The organism is Sulfurimonas sp. (assembly GCF_041563495.1).
Classification (GTDB): Bacteria; Campylobacterota; Campylobacteria; order Campylobacterales; family Sulfurimonadaceae; genus Sulfurimonas.
In genome coordinates this window covers 238150-259779 of sequence record NZ_JBFFMZ010000001.1, presented here as the reverse complement: position 1 = coordinate 259779, position 21630 = coordinate 238150, and the positions used below count along the sequence as shown (strand labels likewise).

The window sequence follows — 21630 nt, the reverse complement described above, 5'->3', positions numbered from 1 at the left end:
GCTTTATTCCAATTTTTGTTAAGGTGTCCATTAACGATTTAATACTATCACTTTGAGGGTAAAAAAATCTTTGACTTATGTCAAATGGTTAGAGAAATATATTAAGTTTGGTTTTATTTATGAAAATCGTGAATATAAGTAGCACTTAAAAGAAATATCATAATCTACTATCTTGACAGCTTTTAGTAAGCTTTTCGAGTTCTAATTTCAAATTAGAAAGTTTCTTGGTTGAATTTATCAATTCTTCTGTTGATTCAATAACGATATCTTCACTGTTGTTTAGATGTTTATGTACTATTGATTTGTCTTTTAACTCATCAATAATGGAATCAAATTCATCTGTCAACTCGCCTAATTTGGAAGACGCTCTCTCAGATTGCAGCAACGCCTCAGTAGAGTATTCCATAGCGGAATTTACTTTTTGTATAAAACAGTTTATAGTATCACTTACGGCAACAATTTCTGTCTCACTTTCTGCTTGAAGTTCTAATGGTTTTATCTTTGTGATATCTTCATTATTTATAAGCATTTTTGAATATTGCATAAATGCATCTACATGTGATTCTATAGAACGCAGTTGTAGAAGGGAATATACAAATAAAATCAGCAATATTAATCCTGAAGTATATTGAAATGTTTTAATAAAGTTTGTTTTCTTCTCACTGTAGTCAGTGTACATTGTTACTAACTTGTCTACATTGTCTAATAATATAGTGTTGTCTCTATATATTGCAGTGACAATTGCTTCAAGTTCTGCCTCTCTTTTTACATTAGAATTAGTAAAAAGCTTAAAGTTTTGAATATTTTCATAAAAGCTTTCCCAAAGTTTGCTTATCTCTATTTGCTGCAGAGATATCTCATATGTCGGAACTGGATATATTTTTTTATCTGAGTCACCGTGTCTTAAAGTATTTAATCCTTTTATAAACTCATCAATAGCCTCATTTAATTCATAAAAATCTTTATTAGAGCTATAGTGTATATAAAAAACATTTTTTGACATTTTTTGGGTTAACATTCTTTGTTTACCTGCAATGTTAATGACAAGAGCATCTTTTTCATTTTGCTGGTTAAGGTATATAGTTGTAGCAATTACGCTCAGCATTAATGCTATTAAAAGAGCACCTAGTACTTTTATTTTTGTACTTATACTTGTGGCTTTTTTCATAATTGCTCTCCTCTAAATATATTATTTAACAATTCTTGATCAAGTATAGAGACGTTTGAATTCTCTACTTCTATGATATGACTTCTTTTTAATTTTTTTAAAACTCTAGAGAGCGTTTCGGGTTGAATGTGCAGCATAAATGAGACATCCTGTCGTTTGAGTGAATTGAACATTTCTAAATCGTCACTAAGCATAAATGCAACCTTTGCAGTTGCGTCGAAGACAAGTTCTCTGTTGACTACACAATGAAGTTGTTGAGTCTTTAGTAAAATTTCGTTAATAAACTCATTGTTTAGGATGTTTTTTGCTAGAAATCTATTCCTAAACTCTGTAAAGTTGACTTCTATAATAATACTGTCTTCCATAAATTCTGAGTTTGAATAACAGTAAATGGAATCATTCTCCAAACTGGTAAGTTCAGATATTAGAGAGTTTTTATGAATATGATATAGAAAGATTTCATTTTCAAATTTATCTATTTTATATACTTTTAAAACACCTGAAACTAAAAAAAATATTTTGTTATATGTGTCATTTTCGTAGTAAAGAATAGAGCCTTTTGGATATGAGACAATATTTGAGATATCTTTTATTTCATTAATTTGTTCTTCATTTAGTGATTTAAAGAACTTTAATTTTTTTATTGCTTCTAGTTTCTCATCTACCATATGTACTCTGCTTTTTTAGAAATTCTTTTAATTCTGTATATTCTTCTTTTATTGTCTTCATATTTTGAAGCATTCTTATTTTATCAACACTGGCATTATCTTTTAAAAATTCTTTTAGCCATTTAAATAGTGTCTAGTTTAAATCTGACTGGTATTTTAGCATAAAATTAATGGTATAAGATTTGCTGTTAAAAATCATAAGTAGTAAGTGATGGGAGATATATGCAATTTATTGAAGCACTTAAATTAAGAAGTAAACTGCTATTTCTTTTTATGCTCATAACGATTGGTCTTATATTGGTTGGAGTTATGGGTTATTTAAACATAAATTCAATGAAAAAAAACTTGGACTCTCTTTATTTTGGTTCTTTGGTCCCGGTGATTGAATTAAATGAAATTCTTCAAATATATCACGGAAACATAGTCAGTACCATATACAAAGCAAAAAATTTAGAAATTAGCTCATCTCAAACATCATTGCAAATTGAAAATGCTCTTATGAAGATTAACTATCAATGGAAAAATTATGAATCGCACTTTAAAAGAGATGAGGAACTTCAATATGTGCAATATACAGCTTCAGAGATTAAAGCTACAAATGATTATTTACAAGAGATACTGCAAGGTATCGTAAGAGGAAATAATTTAAAAAATATTTCTATGCTCAATTTTGAGAAAAAAATTGAGCATATACATTCAACACTGAAAAAGCTGATTAATTATGAAGTGGAAATTGCAAAATATGAAAGAAAAAACTTTTTAAATATTTATGACTCTATTATTCAAAATGTTGGAATTATTTTATCTTTAATTATTTTTGGAGTGTTGATTATCTCTTATTATGTTTTTAAAAGTATTCAAAATGATCATACAAAATTAGAGATAACAACAAAAAAATTAAAAAGAGCAAACCGAAAGCTTGAAAATGTTTCTTATACGGATGCATTGACATCGCTGCACAATAGAAGATATTTTAACTTTATATACGATAGAGAACTTAAACGTGCAAAGCGCACAAAATCTTATATAACTTTTATGATGTTAGATATAGATTTTTTCAAACAATATAACGACACTTATGGACATATAGAAGGAGACTTCGCACTTCGTAGTGTTGCCAAAGTTTTAAAAGATTCTTTAAAAAGACCTAGTGATCATGTATTTAGACTAGGTGGAGAAGAGTTTGGTGTTATCCTTATAGATACTGATGAATCAAACAGTGCAAGATTAGCGCGTGAGATTTGTGATGCTGTACGGTTAAGAGAAATAAAACATGAGTCGAGCAATGTTCATGAATTTCTTACTATATCCATAGGTGTTGTATGCTGTATAGCTGATGAAGCACTCAATGAAGAGGTATTAATAAGTCGTGCAGATGAGATGCTGTATAAGGCTAAAGAGGGTGGAAGAAACGGTTATAGCATAACTACAAATGTGAGTGAAACAACCATAAAACATACAGAAGAAATAGGAGCTTAGTGCCCGTGTTTAAATCTGAAACCTTCGTTTAGTAAGAGTTCTCTCAGCTTGTCTTTTAGTTCACCTTGAAATTCCATCCATCCATCTTTAAAAGCTCCACCACAGCCAAGTTTCTTTTTTAGGAGTTTTAATATAGCCGTAGTATCTTCTTTTGGTGTTTGAAACTCACCGACCAATGTTACGGTTTTACCTCGTCTTTTTTCTTTTTTAAAGATAAGAAAATGTTTTGAGGGATCAATGATTTCATTAGATATTTTAGATTTACGAGGAGTTTGAACCTCGGCCCAACCATCTTCAATGTCTGCACCTATAAAAATATCTAGTTTTTGACCTCTGCTCATGGTTTTAGAAGACTTTTTGAGCCAGTACACTCATCTTGTCATATGAGTTTTTTGTTATGTTTTGAATGGCTTCTTCTGATGAAAAATCATTTCTATTATAAAGTGCGATTATTACTTCATCGCCTTTTTGTAAAAATGTATTTTCGCCGTACTCCGTATATCTTGTAGCACCTATACTAATAATGGCTTCTTTGGGATTTGAACAAGCAGCAATATATTCACTTAACGGTTCTAAGGGTCCAAAGTCTTCTTGAACATTTATCTGGTTGGTCATCCAGTCAAGCAGTTTGTCGTAGAAATAGCTGTAACCAGTTAGCTCCACATCTTCTCCGTAAGCATGTAATTCTCCATTACGGCGGAGAAAACTGCAGATAGAATAAGAATCCATTATTCCGCCATTTTCAAACTTGTCTATTTTTATAAGAGTATTGCTAATACCTTTTGAATCTTCGCCCCAGTTTTTCTTATCACTGATTTTGCTGGCTCCTGCAACCCTAATAGAGCAGTCGTTGTATGCACCAAAGTAAGTTGGAATTATCTTACTTAATCTTCCGGCTTTGTACTCTAGGTCACAAATAAGTCCCACTTCCGGTTCAGCTTGAACATTCACATCTTCCTTTGGAAGTTTGATATGTGAAGTAGATAGTGGGTAAGTGCGTAAGATATCTTTTGCGTGTAACACTAATCCACTATCTATGTCAGTAGGAGTAGGTAAATAAAAAGGGAACATCCCTTTTGGTGCTGCTTCATCTGCCGTGATTATATCTTTAAAATCTTCCAGTTCACCGGCTTGCGCCAGATGAAGAGCGAAGTTTCCGGCAATGCCTAAGCCAAGAAATTTTTTATATTTTGCCATTTTCTTTTGCCTCAGCGTATTCTTCGTAACTACCTTTGAAGTCTGTAACGCTGCCATCGGCATGAATCTCGATAATGCGACTTGCAAATGCATCTAAAAGCTCACGGTCATGAGATACACAGATAACATTTCCTTTAAATTCTAAAAGAGCTTCACCCAGTGCAACAATAGCTTCCAAGTCAAGGTGATTTGAAGGCTCATCCAAAACTAAAAAGTTTCCACCCTCCAGCATCATTTTTGATAGCATCATTCTGTGTTTTTCACCACCGGAGATATTAACTACGGATTTCTCTTGTTGCTCACCATTAAATAGCATACGACCAAGACAGTTTCTGATTTCTGCAATATCACGTTTAGGATCAAAAGCTCTTAACCAGTCATAAAGAGTACCGTCTCCATTGATTGTATCAGCTGTATCTTGAGGAAAGTAAGAGTTTTCAATAGTAGCACCCCAGTGGATTTCTCCAGAAGTAGGTTTCATCTCTTCCATAATGATTTTAATAAGAGTTGTCTTACCGGCACCGTTTGGTCCGATAAGAGCCACTTTTTCACCCGGCTCAAATTTAAGGTTTATATCTTTAAGAACTTCATTGCCATCAGGATAAGTATGGTTCACACCAATAATATGTAGAGCTTCATCACCCATGACTCTTTTTGGTTTAAAAACAATACTCGGGTCTCTTCTTGAAGATGGTTTAATATCTTCAATGACAAGTTTGTCAAGTTGTTTCTGTCTTGATGTAGCCTGTTTTGCTTTAGAAGCATTTGCAGAGAAACGGCGAACGAAAGCTTCAAGTTGCTCTTTTTCTTTCTCTTTTTTAGCGTTATCAAGTTCATTTTGTTTTGCTATTACATTTGCTGCTATGTACCAGTCGTCATAGTTACCCGTGAACTCACGAATTTTTTGGTAATCAACGTCTAAGATATTTGTAACAACGGCATTAAGAAAGTGTCTATCGTGTGAGATAACGACCATAGTACCTTCATGGCGCTGTAATTCATGCTCAAGCCAGCTAATAGTCTCAATGTCAAGGTTGTTCGTAGGCTCATCAAGAAACAGTACATCAGGTTTAGGGTATAAAACTTGAGCTAGAAGAACTTTAAATTTATCGGCAGAGTCTAGTGTGCTCATAAGATTTTGATGCTGCTCTGCAGGAATACCGACATTCTCAAGTATTTTAGCAATGTTTACATCATATTCGTAAGTCGGATCTTCTTCAACACAGATAACTTCTAAATCAGCAAGACGATTGTTTACTGCTTCATCTTCGAAGTCTCCTGTCATATAAAGTTCTTCTTTTTCTTTTATAGCATCAAAAAGTCTTTTATTGCCGTATAAAACAGCATCCATAATCGTGTAGTTTTCAAAAGCAAATTGATTTTGACCTAGAACACCGACTCTGTTTGATTTAGGAATGATTACATCACCTTCATACTCATTGATCTGACCACTTAGGATTTTTAGGAAAGTTGTTTTACCCGCACCGTTTGCACCGATAAGACCGTATCTTTTATGACGGTCTAATTTAAGGTTAATGTCTTGAAACAGAATTCTATTTCCAAAGCGCATAATTAAGTTTTGTACTGTTACCATGATTAATTCTTTTTGATAAATTTGCTAAAAAACATTCTACTTTGCAGAATGTTTCAGCTATTTTTCGCGGATTATATCTAAAAGTTATTTAAAATATGATTATTTTAAGTTAAGTTTTATAACCTTTTAGCATATTGTTTAGATTTATTGTCATTTGCGTTAGCTTAGATGAAGCATTAGAAATATCATCCATACTTTTTTTGTTTTGAGTAGAGATTTTTTCTATTTCAGTCACTTTATGAATCATAGACTCAACAGTTTTTGAGTTGTTGATATAACCTGTTACCGTCTCATCTACTTGAACAATAGAACGTTCAATTGATTCCATACTGGTATTGATTTCATTCTCGGTATTGCCTGCATCTGTGGATAATTTCTCAATTGCTTTGGCATTTCTTGAGATATTATCACTGGCATCTATAACAGATTGAACAATCACACTAATAGTAGCGTTTATTTCAGATAGTGATTTTTGAGTTCTCTCCGCAAGTTTACGCACTTCATCGGCAACTACGGCAAAACCGCGTCCATGCTCACCTGCACGAGCGGCTTCGATTGCCGCATTAAGAGCAAGAAGATTTGTTTGGTCTGCAATGTCTGATATAACTACGAGAACATCTTTAACTTGAGTTGCATCTGCGCTAAGTTGTTCCAGCTTATGAGATAGCTCTAATTCATCCTCAGCCCGTTGTTGAATCTCAGTCGCTAAGTGAACTATCTGTTGGTTCGCACCTTTTAGGATATTACCTACAGTGTTAATATCTTCTTTGGTTATTTTTGCCTGTTCTATTGAACTGCTTAGAACATTTTGAAGGTCTTTACCTTCAAGTGAAACTTTATTTACAAGCTCACTCTCTTCTTGTGCTTTTTCCTTCATATTTGAAGAAGTGTCCGAGAGTGTTTGGGAGATATCTGTATTTTGAGATGATGAAGTTTTTGCTTCAGATACCGTTACGCGGACTTTATCTATAAAAGCATTAATATTTAGAGCAACTTCAGAAATCTCATCACCTTTTGGGACAATGATCTGACTTGTTAAATCACCTTCTCCCTTAGCTAAGTTATATGAGGCATCTTGAAGGGTATTGAGTTTTGATATAATTACTTTTTGCACAGACAAGATGCTTATGAGAAGAAGGACACCCATCATAGCGATGGAGATGCCGACAATCACATTTCTTGTTTCATTTACATTTTTTAATACTTCTGATTCGTCAATCTCTACAAGGATACCCCATGATTCACCAAAAACTTTTACAGGAGTAAATGAACTTAAAACTTTTATACCTCTGTAATCTTCAGTTATCATTGATCCAGTTTCTCCTCTTTTGAGTGCATCGGCAGATTCTGAGTGAATTTTAAGAACAGATATTGTAGTCCCTGCCGCTTTTATGTCAGGATCATTCATATCGTTTAGGAAACGACTGTCATTTTTCATATTTCCATCAAGTGAAATAAGAGAAGCTATACCAGTCTCTCCAAGCCCAGCTTTTTGAAAATCTCCATGAAAGTTCATTACACTGTTAATTTTGTCCTTAGGAAGTTGAAAGATTACAGCTCCTTCAAATCCATCTCTGAAAAAAAGAGGTGAAGCTAAAAACATTGATGGCTCATTGTAGCTTGGTTCATAAGGTCTAAAATCAGCAAAGGCTACGTCGCCTTTTTTTATTTTTGAAGCTTTTTTAAATGCTTCTGCCAACCCTGAGTCGGCGTATATACCATTTAGTAAGTTTGTGCCAAAGTCTTTTTCTTTAGAGACAGAGTAGACAACATCACCGTCGCTATTTACTATGAAGATATCATAAAGACCATAGTTGTCAAGTATTTGTTTATATGTAGGATGCACTTGAACATGATTTGTTGAGTACTCTTCTTTATGCTTTTTACTCATTACCAGCTGGTCTTTTTCTCCAACTTTACTTTCATTTTCTACAATGTATAAATATTGGGCTATTTGAGCATTTAGACTTTTAGGCAAATATTCTTCGGCGGATTTTTTTGGTTTTACGCCTTTTATATTAAAGTTGATTTTGTTGATATACTCATTTTCATAGTGTTTGATAAGTGCCGCTTTTATTTCGTCTTGTGATACTTCTTGCATCTCTTCTAACTCTTGAAAGCCCTCATCTAATGCCCACATTGCCTGAACTGTCGCTGAATCTGCAGTTCTTGAACGTAATAAGTTTTCTATAGAGTTAGCAAAGTCGATAATATGTTCTTTTTTTGACTCTTTTACGGCGTCCAAAAGAGCCATATTACTTTTGACTAGTGAGTCTGAAGCTCTACTGATAGATATAGTCATAATACTAATAGCCATGACAAGTAGTGAAACAGCCATCAATGCAATAACTTTAAACTTGATACTTTTTACATTCAAAATTTATCCTTTAATTGTTGTAATGATATTGTAGCAACATTTCATTCAGATAAACAAAGAGTTTGTCACTATTTGCTTCCATAGTTTTCAAGTTTTTAACAATCTGATCTTCATTTTCTATTCTTTTATCTTCTTTTTCAAAAAAAGCAATGGTATTTCTAACATTATCATGAACTGCTTTATGCGGAGCAGCAGCAGATTTGTAGGCATCTGTATTTCCAAATCTCTCTTTACCTTGATTTTCATACCATTTTCCAAGTCTGCACTCTGTATGTGAGCCAAAAGACTTGCTGTTATCAGCTGTTATGATAGAATCATAAGCATTTGCTTTATATATTATATGGTCGATTTTAGCTAAAACAATAAAGACTTTATTTTCCATATCGTTGATTACTCCTGCCATATTGACCGCATCCTGATTCATTCCGCTCATAGTTGTGTTGAAGTCATCGATTGATGAAGAAGCTTCATCTGCAAGAGATGTCATCGTTTCTGATTTATCAAGAATAATACTAGACTCTTGTTTCATAGAGTTGATAGATATGGTTATTTCGCTAGTTGCTTTTTGAGTTCTCTCAGCTAATTTACGAACTTCATCCGCAACAACCGCAAATCCGCGTCCATGCTCTCCTGCTCTTGCTGCTTCAATAGCTGCATTTAGAGCAAGAAGGTTAGTTTGTTCTGCAATATCCTTAATTAAATCAACAACAGAAGTAATCTCATTTGTCTTGTCATTAAGACCCTCAATAGAGGAATTACTATCGCTTATATGCTCAACAAGTGTTTGAAGTTTTTGTAAAATATTTTCTACCGCATTCATTGATTCATTTGATGTCTGTGCTGTCTGTTTAGTTGTAGCTTGAACTTCGCCAAGTTCTTGGATTACGTCGGTCATCTCACCTTGAATAAGTCCTAAACCATCACCGACACTGCCTACTGCTCTGACGTTTGAACTGAAGTTGATAAATGTCTGCTTCTCATGGGATGACTTCATAGCGTTTATTCCGTCTTGAACATTACGTATCGCTTCAGCAAAATCACCATTTAAACCATCACAGCTAAGATTGTACGTAAAATCTCCTTGAGAGGCTTTGTGAACTGAAGTGTTAATTCTTGCAGTTAAATCTTTTACCAAGTTTACAAGAGTTGCCAGTAAGAGTGTGATTTCATCCATCTCATTTCGCACAACGGCTCTTCTATCGACAGCGACAGATAAATCACCATTTGCTGTGATACCTCCTATGATTTCTTTAAACCTGTAGATAGAATTTGTAATTCCGTTAGATACATTTCTTGTGAGATACATACCAAATAATATTACAAGAGCGGATAGGATAGATACAAAGAGAAGTGACATAAATGATGAAGAAACCATACTGTCTGCCATATTTAGGGTGTATTTTGACAAAGTGTCTTCAAACTTTTTTAGTTTATTGATCTTTTTAGTGATTGTCTTAAACCATATAGTAGCATCTACTCCGAAATTGTTTTCTTTTGAAGATGCTATTTCTCTAAATTTGTCTACTTCTGCAAATGAACTGTCGGCTTTTGTCTTATTATATGCATCTTGCATATCGCTGTTTGCAGTATGCATAAAAAGATTTGTCAGTGCTTTTTGTTCTGATACCAAAGAAGCAAACTTTGCAGAAGTCGCTCTGGTAAAAGTATCTTTTGCAAAAACACTGGATAATACTGCACGCTCTATTCCTGCTCTCTCTTTAGAACTGATGAAAACGACAAAACTGTTGAAGTTTGTTCTTAAGTCGGCATCTTCAGGTATTGTAGAGAAGTGGGAGATTGTATCTATGATTTTTTTATTTAAACCGGTGTAGAACTTTACTGCATCTTTAACCTCGGCAGTCTGAGACTTAACTCTTGTCCTCATAGGTGGCACAGCGTCTAAATCTATTTCTTTGCTGACTTTGTCTGTTGCTGCTGAAGGGTTTTGATTGATATAAGCTCTAAGCTCTTTAATCTTTATATCACTGGAAGCATGCTGCTTTGGAAGGATATCTACAAATTTGGTGCCTTTAGAGCCCAAAAATCCCGCACTTGCTCCACGCTCTTTTTGCAATTCGTGTAAAACTGCACTCATCTTTACTGAAAGCTTTATGAGAGAGGCTGTCTGTTTGATGTTTTCATGTTCACTCCAAGTGTCATAAGCATTTTTTACAGAAAATAAAGTTATAACGGATAAAACTACAATACTTAAAAAAATAAGCTTGGCTCTGATGGTCATGTTGTCGATCATTTTGTATCCTTTTTATTTTGGAGCCAGACGCCAAGTAAAAAAAGAAGAGGGGAAGAAGTGCAACTAGACAATCTTAATTTCAATGCAAAAAATTAAGACTCACAGCTTTCCGTCCTTATTTCACAATAAGTTTGGCTTTCATATTTCACGATTGTAATAGAAGTTTCTTTAAAGTTTAATTATTTTTTAATATATTAGTATTTGTTATTTGTTTAAGTGTATTTTTAGTATTGTTTTTTAGTATACGTTATAATATGCAAATCATGTAGGTGAGAAAATGTTATGGATTGGAATAATAAAAAAATATGCAGATAAGAGAATTGGATTTAAAAGAGTTATATACAGCTTATGATGTGGTAAAACAGCTTAGACTTGAGTTGACATATCAAGAGTTTGAAGATTTGATATATGACATGAGACATATGGAATATAAGATGTTTGGGATTATGGAGGCTGAGGAACTTATTGCATATGCCGGTGTTGCTGTTCAAACAAACCTTTATCACAAAAGGCATCTTTATATTTTTGATTTGGTTACTGATGAGAAATCAAGAGGTAAAGGTTATGGAAATATGATGCTTGATTTTCTGCAAGATTATGCAAAGACATGTATGTGTGAGAATATAGTATTATCATCAGGGTTTGAGAAAGAAAAAGCACACATATTTTATGAAAAATATGGCTTTAAGAAGAAAAGTTTTGTTTTTCTAAAGAATATTATTAAGTAATTATAAGCATACAATCTACGTTAAAAATCACTTTATAGGTGCAGGACTAGACCTTTGATTGAGTTCATTGTCTATCATCAACAATCCATAGCCATCACCATTTACAAGTTTTATTTTAGATATGATTTCAGAGACTGAAGACTCTTCTTCAACTTGTTCATTAACAAACCATTGGAGCAGATTATAAGTAGCGTGATCTTTTTCTTTTAAAGCCAAATTACTAAGTTCGTTCAATTTAGATGTCATCATCTGTTCATGTTTTAAACTCATCTGAAAAACATTTAAAATAGTTCCAAAATTTTTAGGTGGTTTAGCAATTTCTATTAGAGAGACTTGAGCGCCTTGTTCGATTAAATAGTTATATATCTTAGTTGCATGCATGTGCTCTTCTTCATATTGCATTTTAAGCCAGCTCGCAACACCCTTAAAGTCTGATTGACTGCAATATGCAGACATCGCTAGATACAGATATGCAGAATAAAATTCATGGTTGAGTTGAGCAGATAAACTCTTTTGTATTTTCTTTGATAACATGGTAGACTCCTCTGTTTATTTATTTTAAGCTAAAGAGTATTAATCCAATATAAATTTTTTATCCGCAACATTTTTTAAATTTTTTACCGCTGCCGCATGGACAAGGTTTATTTCTCTCTATTTTGGTATTAAAAAGTTCTCCATCAAGATATTTCCATATGCCGTTATCTTCAATAAAACTGCTTTTTTCATGCAAAACACTTATCTTAGTGTTTTCTCTATAGTAAGCTTTAAATTCAACTATATTCTCATAAGCATCAAGTACATCCAGTTTCAGCCATTGTATTGGAGTTGAATAACTTAGTTCTTCAATAGTCTGATGTACAGAAGTCTGGGCTAAATAAACCCAGTCTTCTCGCTTAAAAGCGTCATATCTGCTTCTCATCAACTCTTCGCACTCTGTCATAGGTATTAGCTTTGTGCCTTAGTTGCTTCAATGATTGCTTGAACAACACTAGGATCTTCAAGAGTTGATATATCTTGAGTAATCTCTTCACCCGTTGCAATAAGACGAAGAATACGGCGCATAATTTTTCCCGATCGTGTTTTTGGAAGACCAGGAACAAAAATAAAACGGTCACATTTGGCAAAGGCACCGATTTCATCTTTTATAATATTATTTATCTCTTTTGCCATTTCGTCATATCCTGCATGCTCTGTAAGATTTAAAATAACAAAGGCACAAAGTGATTCACCCTTGATGTCGTGGGGCTCAGATACGACAGCAGATTCAGCAACAAATTCAGCATTGCCGATGCTGGCTTCAACTTCGGCAGAGCCGATACGGTGACCCGATACATTCATAACATCATCTGTTCGGCCGGTAATCGTAATGTAGCCTTTTTCATCAACCATAGCACCGTCACCTGAGAAGTAAACAGGCTTTCCATCTTTTTTACAATCACCAAAATATGATTTTTTAAATCTCTCAGGGTCACCCCAAATATTACGAATCATTGCAGGCCAAGGGCGAGTGATACAAAGCAGCCCTTTTTCTCCAACAGCAGTCGGAGTACCGTCTTTTTGGATAACTTCAGCCATGATTCCGGGAACAGGAAGAGTCGCACAGCTTGCTTGAATAGGAGTAGCACCAGGAAGTGGAGATATCATATGCCCGCCTGTCTCCGTCTGCCACCAGGTATCAACGACAGGACGAGTTCCTCCACCGACTTTATTGTGGTACCAATCCCACGCTTCTGGATTAATAGGTTCACCGACTGTTCCGATAACTCTTAAAGAACTCAGATCATATTTATCCGGTTCGTCCGTACCGACTTTATGAAGCATACGAATAGCCGTAGGAGCTGTATAAAATTGAGTTATTTTTAGTTCTTCTATCATCCTCCACCATCTGCCGGCGTCAGGATAAACAGGAACACCCTCAAACATCACGGTGGTTGCACCGGCCGCCAGTGGGCCGTATACTATATATGTATGACCTGTGATCCAACCTACATCGGCAGTACACCAATAGATATCGCTGTCTTTAATGTCAAACACCCACTCCATAGTCATTTGTGCCCAAAGAATATAACCTGCTTGGTTGTGCTGAACACCTTTTGGTTTACCGGTACTTCCGGAAGTATAAAGCAAAAACAGCGGGTCTTCACTCTGCATAGTTTCTGCTACACACTCATCACTCTGTGCATCTATAAAATCGTTATATATCTCATCCCTGCCATTAACCATATTAATTTCTTCGTTGTTTCTTTTAACAACTAGAACTTTTTCTATAGAGTCACATCCGCCTTTGGCTAATGCTTCATCTACGGCAGGTTTTAAAAGATATGGTTGACCGCGGCGATATGCCCCATCAGCAGTTATAACAAGTTTAGCATCTGCATCTATTATACGTTCACGAATTGCATCTGAAGAGAATCCTCCAAATACTACGGAATGAATAGCGCCGATACGTGCACAGGCTAGCATCATATATGCACTTTCTGGAATCATAGGCATATATATGACAATACGGTCACCCTTGACTATGCCATAACGGTTTTTAAGAAGGTTAGCAGTTTTGTTTACGCGAATAGAGAGTTCTCTGTACGTTATCTTTTGGATATCACCAAGTTCACCTTCAAATAAAATAGCAGTCTTGTTGCCTTTGTCTTTTAAGTGACGGTCGATACACTGTTCCGATACATTAAGTTCTCCTCCTTCAAACCAACGTACAAACGGCATATTCGACTCATCTAAAACTTTAGTGTAAGGTTTCTTCCATGTAATCTTTTTTTTGGCAAAACTGTCCCAAAAACCTTCGTAGTCATTCTTGGCAAAATTTTGCAGATCATTATACTCATCCATACTCTTTATAGCAGCATTGGCCGAAATCTCTTTGTCGGGGTAATAAAGTTTATGATACATAGTTAAAGTTCCTTTCATTAAGTTAATTCAGTTAGGAATATTGTAGCATCTTTTGATTTGAAGTGAGTTTTTTATAATTGATTAGAAATAAGAAAATGTTATTTAAGTAAAAATTGAGTTTTTGCGAGGTGGTGGGGCGTATAAATGTAGAATTGCAGGCTTTTAGCCTGCAAAGATGTTACTAAAGTGGAGTAACGTTTTCAGCTTGAGGTCCTTTTTGACCTTCACCTACTTCAAATGTAACTTTTTGCCCTTCAGCAAGAGAAACACGTCCACCACCTGTGTGGTTTACTTGACGAAAGTGTACGAATACATCTTTTCCGCCGTTATCTTGTTGGATAAATCCATAACCTTTTTCTTCATTGAACCATTTAACTGAGCCGTCTAGTAATTCTGCCATTGCAAAACCTCTTGTATTAAAATATCACTTCGTGAGAGAAGTGGAGTCAAAAATTGGAGAGTCTTTAGGGTCACAATTGAGCATATTACAAAATCACACACTAAAGATGAACTCGAGCCTCATCTTTTCATCAGAAGTATTATAGCTTAATTTTTAAAAATTATGCAAAAAAAATAAAATTTTCAAATTTTTCTTTTTTTGCCGATATGTATCAGAATAACTATAGGTGAAGGACTTACCATGCAAATATCATCAAATATGAGTGTCATGGGTTCTGCAAAGAACTCATCAGTAATTAAACCTCTTTATACCGAAAAAATATCAAAAGACGAAGTAAAAGAGATTAGGGAGCAGTTAGCTAAAAATGCCAATGCGGTAGCTTTTAACTCGGCATCTGTTCAGGCTGCTTTTATAAGTGGTGAGGATAAGTTTGTACAGGATTATCAGGATTTTCAAGATTTTCTAAAAGGTATCGGTTATGAGGGCAAGCCAATAGCCGAGCTATCTAAAGACGAAGCCGCAGAGCTTGTAGGTGAAGATGGGATTTTTGGAATTAAACAGACATCCGAACGTATAGCAAACTTTGTCATTAATGGTTCAGGCGGTGATGAAAAACTGATGCGTGCAGGACGAGAAGGAATGCTGCAGGGATTTAAAGAGGCCGAAGCAATATGGGGAGGTGAACTTCCTGAAATTTCACAAATCACTATGGCTAAGGCAACTGAAATGGTAGATAAAGCTATGCATGATTTAGGTTTTTCTATTTTAAATGAAGAAGTTTAGGAGTCAGCTATGTTAAAAACATTTATAGAAATGGTGGAGATGCAGCTTTTTTATGCATTTGTAGTTGTTTTAGCGGGCGGCTATTTTATAAGTCCGTATATCAGCTAATTTTTTAAGCGGGAATATCTAGTTTAGATAGGTCTTCTTGCGTAGTGTTGTTTTTATCTGCTTCGTTTTTATAGGTCTCTTTTCCCGTAGCGGCTTCTTGTGCTTCACGTGCGAGTTGTTGTTGCGCTTTCATCATCATAACCATTGCGCTGGAGGCTACTGCCATGTCCTGTCCGCTTGGGTCTGCAGGTGCCAGGGCTGAGGCAATGACTGCTTGAGCATTTGCTATTGTTTCTTGCGGTGTTGAGCCGGATTGGAAAGAGACTGATACTTCGCCGCCGATGGCGTACATCTTGCCGTCAGGGCCTTGCTGATATGTATAAGTTGCTCCACCTGTTGAAGCACCTCCACTCTGGTGTGCTGCTTCGTGGGCTCTGACTTCAGCATCTCTGGCTTGAAGATCAAAAACTAAGCGTTTTTCATCTTGACTTAGTTCATTGTCGGATTTTGATTTTTTTCCCTCTTTGCTCTCTTCTTTTTTAAGAGAATCATCTCCGTAACCAGCACTCTCTTTAACGCCTGAGTCAACTCTGTAACTTGAACTGATGTTGTATGAAGTGTTTAATCCAATATCCATAATGTTAATTGTACATCTGTATAAATTAAATTTAGCTATGATTCCATAACTAAATAAAGATAGGTAAATTATGAAATTTGAATTAGAAGACAATCATATAGAACTTTTTAAACTGTTGAAAGTTTTGGATTTGGTAGACAGCGGGGCACATGCAAAGATGCTTATTGCAGATGGTTACGTAAAAAGGAATGGTGAAGTTGAGCTTAGAAAAAGAGCCAAAATAGTTTCCGGAGATATTATAGAGATAGCTGAAGTGGTAATAGAGGTCAGTTAATATGAAGTTGGCTCTTATAGCTCTTATGGTTTTAACTTTTGTAATTATCTCTTCTTTGTATATTTCCTAAGAAGATAATAGCCTGGAAGGGGAACTCAAGTCCATAAAACATCCGGATTTAAAACCTCTAAAAGAGTTTCATGATAAGTTTTTAAAGATAGATATTAACTCAAAAGAGCTGGATCTTAACAATACTATCACAGAAGTAAAAAAGGCTAGAAAGCTTTACCCTCTTGATAGTATCTTACTTAGAATTGATATTGAGCTAGAACACAAAAGAGCTAATGAGACCTATAAGACCACCAAAGACTCCACCCCAGACAACTAACCAATCAAGGTGTTCTTTGATTAGTTTTTGAACTATCTCTTTCACGATTTGCGGTGTAAGTTCATTTAGTCTTGCATCTATTACACGTTCTATGGAAGAAATCATATCATCACTGAGTGATGAATTTTGCATATGATTTTCAAGTGTCTTGTTAAATGCATCTGAAGATACTATTTTGATAACCGCACTTTTCATCTTTAGTGAAAATGGTTCACGAAGACCATCAAGTGCACTCTCTCCTCCAAACATTCCAAGCATCCCTCCAAACGATGACTCCATCACTGTTTTACTTAGTGCATCAAAAGCAGGAGTAAAATCTGTCTCTTGGATAATCGGTTCGAGATTTATCTTTTTTTCTTCATTTTTGAAAAAATCATCGAGCTGTTCTTTTGTAAAAAACTCATTCATCATAAGGTTTTTAATTGACTCTTTAAAAGCTTCGAATCTTGATGGAATAACACCTGAACCATATAGAAAAGGGACTTTTTCAAAGAGCATATGAATTGCAAGATGATTAGTCAGTGCACCTGAGAGTGCAAACAGACCTGCAAAAAGAAGCAGAGAACTCTGTTCATTAGGTAGAACAAATGATAAAGCTGTTAAAATAACAGCAATAAAATGAGTAGTAAAACTTTTATTTAATTTCAATTATAATCTCCTAATTTAAAAGCGAGATTATACTAAAAATATCAAATATAACAAACATAGGATTATTATGAAAACACAGAGTTATGAACTTTTTAAAAATGCAGATATAAATGAAATAACAGAGGTTTTGGCAATGGAGCTAAAACAGAGAAATGAACAGGCTTTTTGGGCTGATAAAGTAATTCCTTTTTCAGAAGCTATATTGAGCGTGTTGATTCCTTTACGAGATGCAAATAAATTGTATAACCCTGAAGGTGTCGGCGTAGATGAGTTGACACCTGAACTGTTTTTAAAATGGAGTGATTTTGTAAGTCTTAAATCATTGGCATTCAGAATTCAAAAATCAAATAGACTTGAAGGTAAAGCTAAGACAGAGATTGACTTAAAGACATTGGGTGATTATCTCAGCCGTTATAATGTAAATCTTGAAAATGAGTCACTGGATTTTCCAATTTCAAGTTACAACTTGCACCAAGGTGTGAGTAATGTAATAAAATCGCTCCTTTAGACCATGAATAAAATTATAAAGTATTTTATAGACAACAAACGCCTAAACTATATGTTATTGGTCTTTCTGGCATATATGGGTGCTAATGCCTACATAAACATTCCAAAAGAAATCTTTCCAAATGTAGAACTTGATAAAATAAGTGTTAGAGGTGCATATAGCGGGGCTAGTGCGACTGTTATGGATAAGATGGCAGTTCGTGATATAGAAGATGAACTTAGCAATATCAGCGGTATAGATAAGACTGAAACCGTTATTACTCCCGGAGCTTTTGCAATCATCTTGACTTTGAATAAGAGTGTAAATAAAGTTAACACTCTCTCTCGTGTAAAAGATTCTATTGCACTGACAAGACAGTATCTTCCATCTGATATGAATGAACCTGTAGCAAGGCTTTTAGATAAAACAAGGTCTCTTATCAAACTCTCTTTATCGTCTGATAAAATAACTAAAGGTGAACTTACCGCTATAGCACAAGAGATAAAAACGAAAATCTCAAGAATAAAAAATATCAGTGAAATATTAATCAGAGGCGATTCGCAAGAAGAAGTTTCGGTAAGAGTTGATTCACAAGCTGTTTTAGCATATGGACTTAAACACTCGAGTGTTTTAAAAGCTATTTCAGACTTATCATATATTTTTCCTGTGGGAGACATAGAACAAAAAGGTAATTTTGTATATATATCTACTGCAAACGGTAAAGCAGACGTGAATGAGTGGGAAGAGAGTATTCTTAACATTGACGGTAAATACATTAAACTAGGTGATATTGCAAAGGTAGAGATAGAGTATCCACAAACAGATACACTTGCATCTTTTAACAACAAGCCGACTTTAACACTGGTTATATCAAAGGGGGATAGGGGAAATTCTATTGCACTATCTGCACAGCTGAGAAAATATGCAAAAAAATTAGAGAAGATTTATCCAGATATTACATTTGATTTTTATCAAGATACTTCAAAACCGGTAGAAAATAGGTTAAATACCGTAATAGCAAATCTTATGTTTGGGTTGATTTTAGTTTTTCTTTCTATGTTCATTCTTATAAACCTTAGAATTGCACTGATAGTAGCTCTTGGTATTCCGTTTTCATTTATTATAGGCCTGTTATTCATCTATCATATGGGTTATTCCATAAATATTGTTTCACTTCTAGGTGCTTTGATTGTTATAGGTATAGTCGTTGATGATGCCATAGTCGTGAGTGAAAATATTCAACGTCATATCGATGATGGCATGGAGAGTATGGACGCAGCACTTCTGGGTGTAAAAGAGATGATGCTGCCAGTTACGCTGGCAACTGTTTCTACTGTAGCAGCATTTTTGCCGATGTTTATGCTTGGCGGAGAAATTGCTCTATTTTTAATATTGATCCCTATTGTCGTTATAATGATTTTACTGGGTTCGCTTTTGGAGAGTTTTTTCTTTTTACCGCTTCACGCTTCAGAGTTTTTGAAAAAAAGTAATAATTTTGTAGATTGGAAACCATTTCAAAATCTTTATGAAAAAGTTCTCTCTTTTTTCATTGAGTATAAAAAAACATTTGTTGTACTCTTTATAGTTCTGATTCCTATAGGCACCGTTTTAACAGCTCAATCTATGAAGTTTCAGTTTTTTCCAAATTTTGACGGTAATAATCTTTATATATCGGGTAAGCTTGACATAAACACTCCACTGGAAGACACTTATAAAATCTCTCAGGAGATACAGGCAAAACTGATGGAACACTCAGAAGAATTTTCTCTGAAATCTATCTCTTCAACAAGCGGATACAGAAGAAGTCTCTCAGGTGATACTCAGCGAAACAACAGCGTGTTTTTTATTACGATGGAGCTTTACGACAGACAGGAAACGAGTTGGATAAACAAGTATATAAGTCCTGTTTTAAACTTTACTTTTGACTTTAATAATCCTGATAGAAAAAGAGAAAAACAGACTTTTGAGTTATCTCCTCTTGCAAGAGAGTTGATACTTCCTTTTAAAGAAAAGTATAAGATGGTAGAACTTGGAGTCATGGAAGATAAACCGGGACTTATAAGAAGTGATGTTCAGATAAATTTATCTGGAAGTAATGATTTGGAACTTGAGAGTGCAGTTAAAAAACTAGAAGCGCAAATTTCAAAACTAAAGGGTATAAAAAACTTTAGCAATAATATACGATATGGAAAAATGGAGTACAAGATAAAGATAAATTCTTACGGTGAGAGTTTAGGGCTTAGTGAAGCATCTGTTGCTAAAGTGCTTAGTTCTTATTTTTTAGAAAAAAAACAATCTACTACATTTAATGAACGTGGCGTAATGGAGATAAAAACTAGAGACAGTGCAAAAGACGATACACAAACCCTGCTTGATTTTAATGTGGCTTTGGGTGATGGAAGATATGTAAAGCTTACTGATATAGCTACAATTACACAGATACAAGATTATGAGAAGATTGACAAATTAAACGGAAACATTGTTAAGATTGTTTATGCTAGTGTTGATAAACGAATAATTACACCGACAGAAGTTCTTGAAGCTCTTCAAACAACTCTTGATGAGATTGTTAATTCAGGTATTGAAGTGGAACTACTTGGAGAAAAAGAGAAGAAAAAGCAGCTAAAAGACGACATGAAAAATGCATTGTTTTTAGCAGTATTTTTGATATTTTTGACACTATTGCTGATCTTTTCAAAAATAAAATACGCTTTAATGGTAATAAGCGTCATTCCTCTGTCTATTTTGGGGGCATTACTAGGACATAAACTCTTGGGAATTAACCTTAGTATGCCTTCTGTCATAGGAATACTTGGACTTGCGGGAGTTGTAATAAATGACGGTATTATTATGCTTGATTTCTTGCATGGAACCCATAAGTCAGAGGACTTTTTTAAGCGTGCCAAACTTAGACTTCGTCCGATCGTAATAACATCTCTTACAACATTCTTGGGACTTTTCACTCTTATATTTTATGCGACGGGTCAAGCTGTTATTTTACAGCCGATTGCCGTATCTTTAGGATTTGGATTAGTGTGGGGAACTTTCTTGAATCTTCTGTATTTACCAACGCTTTATGCGCTGGTAAACGGGATTAAACCCATCAAGGTTTAAGAAACAGTAGATATAGCACTCCCCAAAGTAGAAAAACGATAAGTGCTATAGCTCCAAAAACAGCCACTACTCTTATCGTAAAATGGAAAAGAAATTTTAAAAAACTCATTATCTGTTATATGGAACTACGGGCAGGTTTCTAGCTTTTAAAAATTCAATTCCGCCTAGAAGGTTAATAACATCATAGCCAAGCTGCTTAGATAAAAAATCTGCAACAATAATAGTTCTGCTTCCTGTTCTGCAAATGAGTGCAAAAGGTTTTTTAGTATCTACTTTGTTGTTTAGTTCATTTAAAAATTTTTGTACATCATAGCCGCCTGTTTCGTCAAAAAACATTATTGTAACAGCTCCTTTTACGATTCCTGTCTCCTTCCATTCAGGAGGTGTTCGAATATCAACAATAGGAATATTGGAACTTAAAATCTTTTGTGAGGGGTATTCGTTTGTCATAGAAGCCACTAATATGGCGTTTAAAAATATAAAAGATAGTAATGTTTTTATCAAGTTGTTCTCCAAAGAGTAATTAAAGTGTATAATTATAGCGACGA

20 protein-coding genes and 1 riboswitch are annotated in these 21630 nt (G+C 34.6%); of the genes, 6 read left to right on the top strand and 14 right to left on the bottom strand.

The genetic code is table 11. The annotated features are described in order from the left end of the window. Positions 1-157: 157 nt before the first annotated feature. Together ABYK18_RS01210 and ABYK18_RS01205 are read right to left on the bottom strand one after the other, a co-directional pair. The gene (locus ABYK18_RS01210) at positions 158-1168 is read right to left on the bottom strand and encodes a type IV pili methyl-accepting chemotaxis transducer N-terminal domain-containing protein (protein ID WP_373034741.1); all 1011 of its coding nucleotides are present in this window, start codon (positions 1166-1168) and stop codon (positions 158-160) included. Beyond that, positions 1165-1836 (bottom strand): Crp/Fnr family transcriptional regulator, encoded by a 672-nt coding sequence (locus ABYK18_RS01205; RefSeq protein WP_373034740.1) that lies wholly within the window; start codon positions 1834-1836, stop codon positions 1165-1167. The genes ABYK18_RS01210 and ABYK18_RS01205 overlap by 4 nt, the downstream gene beginning before the upstream one ends. Before the next feature lie 222 nt (positions 1837-2058). Between ABYK18_RS01205 and ABYK18_RS01200 the strand changes: the two genes are divergently transcribed. Continuing rightward, entirely contained in the window at positions 2059-3315 is a 1257-nt protein-coding gene (locus ABYK18_RS01200; protein WP_373034739.1) for a diguanylate cyclase, read from the top strand. On the opposite strand, the gene ABYK18_RS01195 is transcribed toward ABYK18_RS01200, so the two are convergent. The 5 genes from ABYK18_RS01195 to ABYK18_RS01175 all read right to left on the bottom strand — a co-directional run bounded on the left by ABYK18_RS01195 (position 3312) and on the right by ABYK18_RS01175 (position 10734). After that, on the bottom strand, positions 3312-3686 hold the full coding sequence (locus ABYK18_RS01195; RefSeq protein ID WP_373034738.1) for a translation initiation factor: 375 nt from the start codon (positions 3684-3686) through the stop codon (positions 3312-3314). The two genes, ABYK18_RS01200 and ABYK18_RS01195, sit on opposite strands and share 4 nt — an antisense overlap. Next, positions 3661-4512 (bottom strand): DUF5718 family protein, encoded by an 852-nt coding sequence (locus tag ABYK18_RS01190; protein WP_373034736.1) that lies wholly within the window; start codon positions 4510-4512, stop codon positions 3661-3663. Before ABYK18_RS01190 ends, ABYK18_RS01195 begins: the two co-directional genes overlap by 26 nt. Further along, positions 4499-6106 (bottom strand): ABC-F family ATP-binding cassette domain-containing protein, encoded by a 1608-nt coding sequence (locus ABYK18_RS01185; RefSeq protein WP_373034735.1) that lies wholly within the window; start codon positions 6104-6106, stop codon positions 4499-4501. The genes ABYK18_RS01190 and ABYK18_RS01185 overlap by 14 nt, the downstream gene beginning before the upstream one ends. 109 nt (positions 6107-6215) lie before the next feature. Then, the gene (locus ABYK18_RS01180; protein WP_373034734.1) at positions 6216-8483 is read right to left on the bottom strand and encodes a methyl-accepting chemotaxis protein; all 2268 of its coding nucleotides are present in this window, start codon (positions 8481-8483) and stop codon (positions 6216-6218) included. A gap of 10 nt (positions 8484-8493) precedes the next feature. Further along, positions 8494-10734 carry a nitrate- and nitrite sensing domain-containing protein gene (locus tag ABYK18_RS01175; protein ID WP_373034733.1) on the bottom strand — a complete coding sequence of 747 codons (2241 nt, stop codon included), beginning with the start codon at positions 10732-10734 and terminating at the stop codon, positions 8494-8496. Positions 10735-10789: 55 nt separating this feature from the next. Further along, positions 10790-10880, bottom strand: a riboswitch (cyclic di-GMP riboswitch). A gap of 159 nt (positions 10881-11039) precedes the next feature. Here ABYK18_RS01175 and ABYK18_RS01170 point away from each other — a divergent pair. Beyond that, positions 11040-11462 (top strand): GNAT family N-acetyltransferase, encoded by a 423-nt coding sequence (locus tag ABYK18_RS01170; protein WP_373034732.1) that lies wholly within the window; start codon positions 11040-11042, stop codon positions 11460-11462. A 27-nt stretch (positions 11463-11489) separates the two neighbouring features. Here the strand turns inward: ABYK18_RS01170 and ABYK18_RS01165 are convergent, their stop codons facing one another. The 4 genes from ABYK18_RS01165 to ABYK18_RS01150 form a co-directional block, all read right to left on the bottom strand. Next, positions 11490-11996 carry a ferritin gene (locus ABYK18_RS01165; RefSeq protein WP_373034731.1) on the bottom strand — a complete coding sequence of 169 codons (507 nt, stop codon included), beginning with the start codon at positions 11994-11996 and terminating at the stop codon, positions 11490-11492. Positions 11997-12054: 58 nt separating this feature from the next. Next, entirely contained in the window at positions 12055-12402 is a 348-nt protein-coding gene (locus ABYK18_RS01160) for a YchJ family protein (RefSeq protein WP_373034730.1), read from the bottom strand. Between the two features lie 5 nt (positions 12403-12407). After that, a complete protein-coding gene (gene acs / locus ABYK18_RS01155; protein ID WP_373034729.1) occupies positions 12408-14363 on the bottom strand; it encodes an acetate--CoA ligase in 1956 nt (651 codons plus the stop codon). Between the two features lie 181 nt (positions 14364-14544). After that, on the bottom strand, positions 14545-14763 hold the full coding sequence (locus tag ABYK18_RS01150) for a cold-shock protein (protein WP_321268031.1): 219 nt from the start codon (positions 14761-14763) through the stop codon (positions 14545-14547). 240 nt (positions 14764-15003) lie between these two features. Here ABYK18_RS01150 and ABYK18_RS01145 point away from each other — a divergent pair, with 240 nt between their 5' ends. Further along, positions 15004-15546 carry a hypothetical protein gene (locus tag ABYK18_RS01145; protein ID WP_373034728.1) on the top strand — a complete coding sequence of 181 codons (543 nt, stop codon included), beginning with the start codon at positions 15004-15006 and terminating at the stop codon, positions 15544-15546. A 112-nt stretch (positions 15547-15658) separates the two neighbouring features. On the opposite strand, the gene ABYK18_RS01140 is transcribed toward ABYK18_RS01145, so the two are convergent. Continuing rightward, the gene (locus tag ABYK18_RS01140) at positions 15659-16231 is read right to left on the bottom strand and encodes a putative metalloprotease CJM1_0395 family protein (RefSeq protein ID WP_373034727.1); all 573 of its coding nucleotides are present in this window, start codon (positions 16229-16231) and stop codon (positions 15659-15661) included. A gap of 70 nt (positions 16232-16301) precedes the next feature. On the opposite strand from ABYK18_RS01140, the gene ABYK18_RS01135 reads away from it, so the two are divergent. Then, on the top strand, positions 16302-16505 hold the full coding sequence (locus tag ABYK18_RS01135) for an RNA-binding S4 domain-containing protein (protein WP_373034726.1): 204 nt from the start codon (positions 16302-16304) through the stop codon (positions 16503-16505). A gap of 265 nt (positions 16506-16770) precedes the next feature. Here the strand turns inward: ABYK18_RS01135 and ABYK18_RS01130 are convergent, their stop codons facing one another. Next, positions 16771-17481: a DUF445 domain-containing protein gene (locus ABYK18_RS01130; RefSeq protein WP_373034725.1), complete on the bottom strand. Its 711-nt coding sequence runs from the start codon at positions 17479-17481 to the stop codon at positions 16771-16773. A 67-nt stretch (positions 17482-17548) separates the two neighbouring features. Here ABYK18_RS01130 and ABYK18_RS01125 point away from each other — a divergent pair, with 67 nt between their 5' ends. Both ABYK18_RS01125 and ABYK18_RS01120 read left to right on the top strand, forming a co-directional pair. Next, the gene (locus tag ABYK18_RS01125; RefSeq protein ID WP_373034724.1) at positions 17549-17989 is read left to right on the top strand and encodes a hypothetical protein; all 441 of its coding nucleotides are present in this window, start codon (positions 17549-17551) and stop codon (positions 17987-17989) included. Positions 17990-17992: 3 nt separating this feature from the next. Then, positions 17993-21082, top strand: a complete 3090-nt coding sequence (locus tag ABYK18_RS01120; RefSeq protein ID WP_373034722.1) for an efflux RND transporter permease subunit — start codon at positions 17993-17995, stop codon at positions 21080-21082. A 108-nt stretch (positions 21083-21190) separates the two neighbouring features. Here the strand turns inward: ABYK18_RS01120 and ABYK18_RS01115 are convergent, their stop codons facing one another. Beyond that, positions 21191-21586 (bottom strand): rhodanese-like domain-containing protein, encoded by a 396-nt coding sequence (locus tag ABYK18_RS01115; protein WP_373034721.1) that lies wholly within the window; start codon positions 21584-21586, stop codon positions 21191-21193. Positions 21587-21630 lie beyond the last annotated feature (44 nt).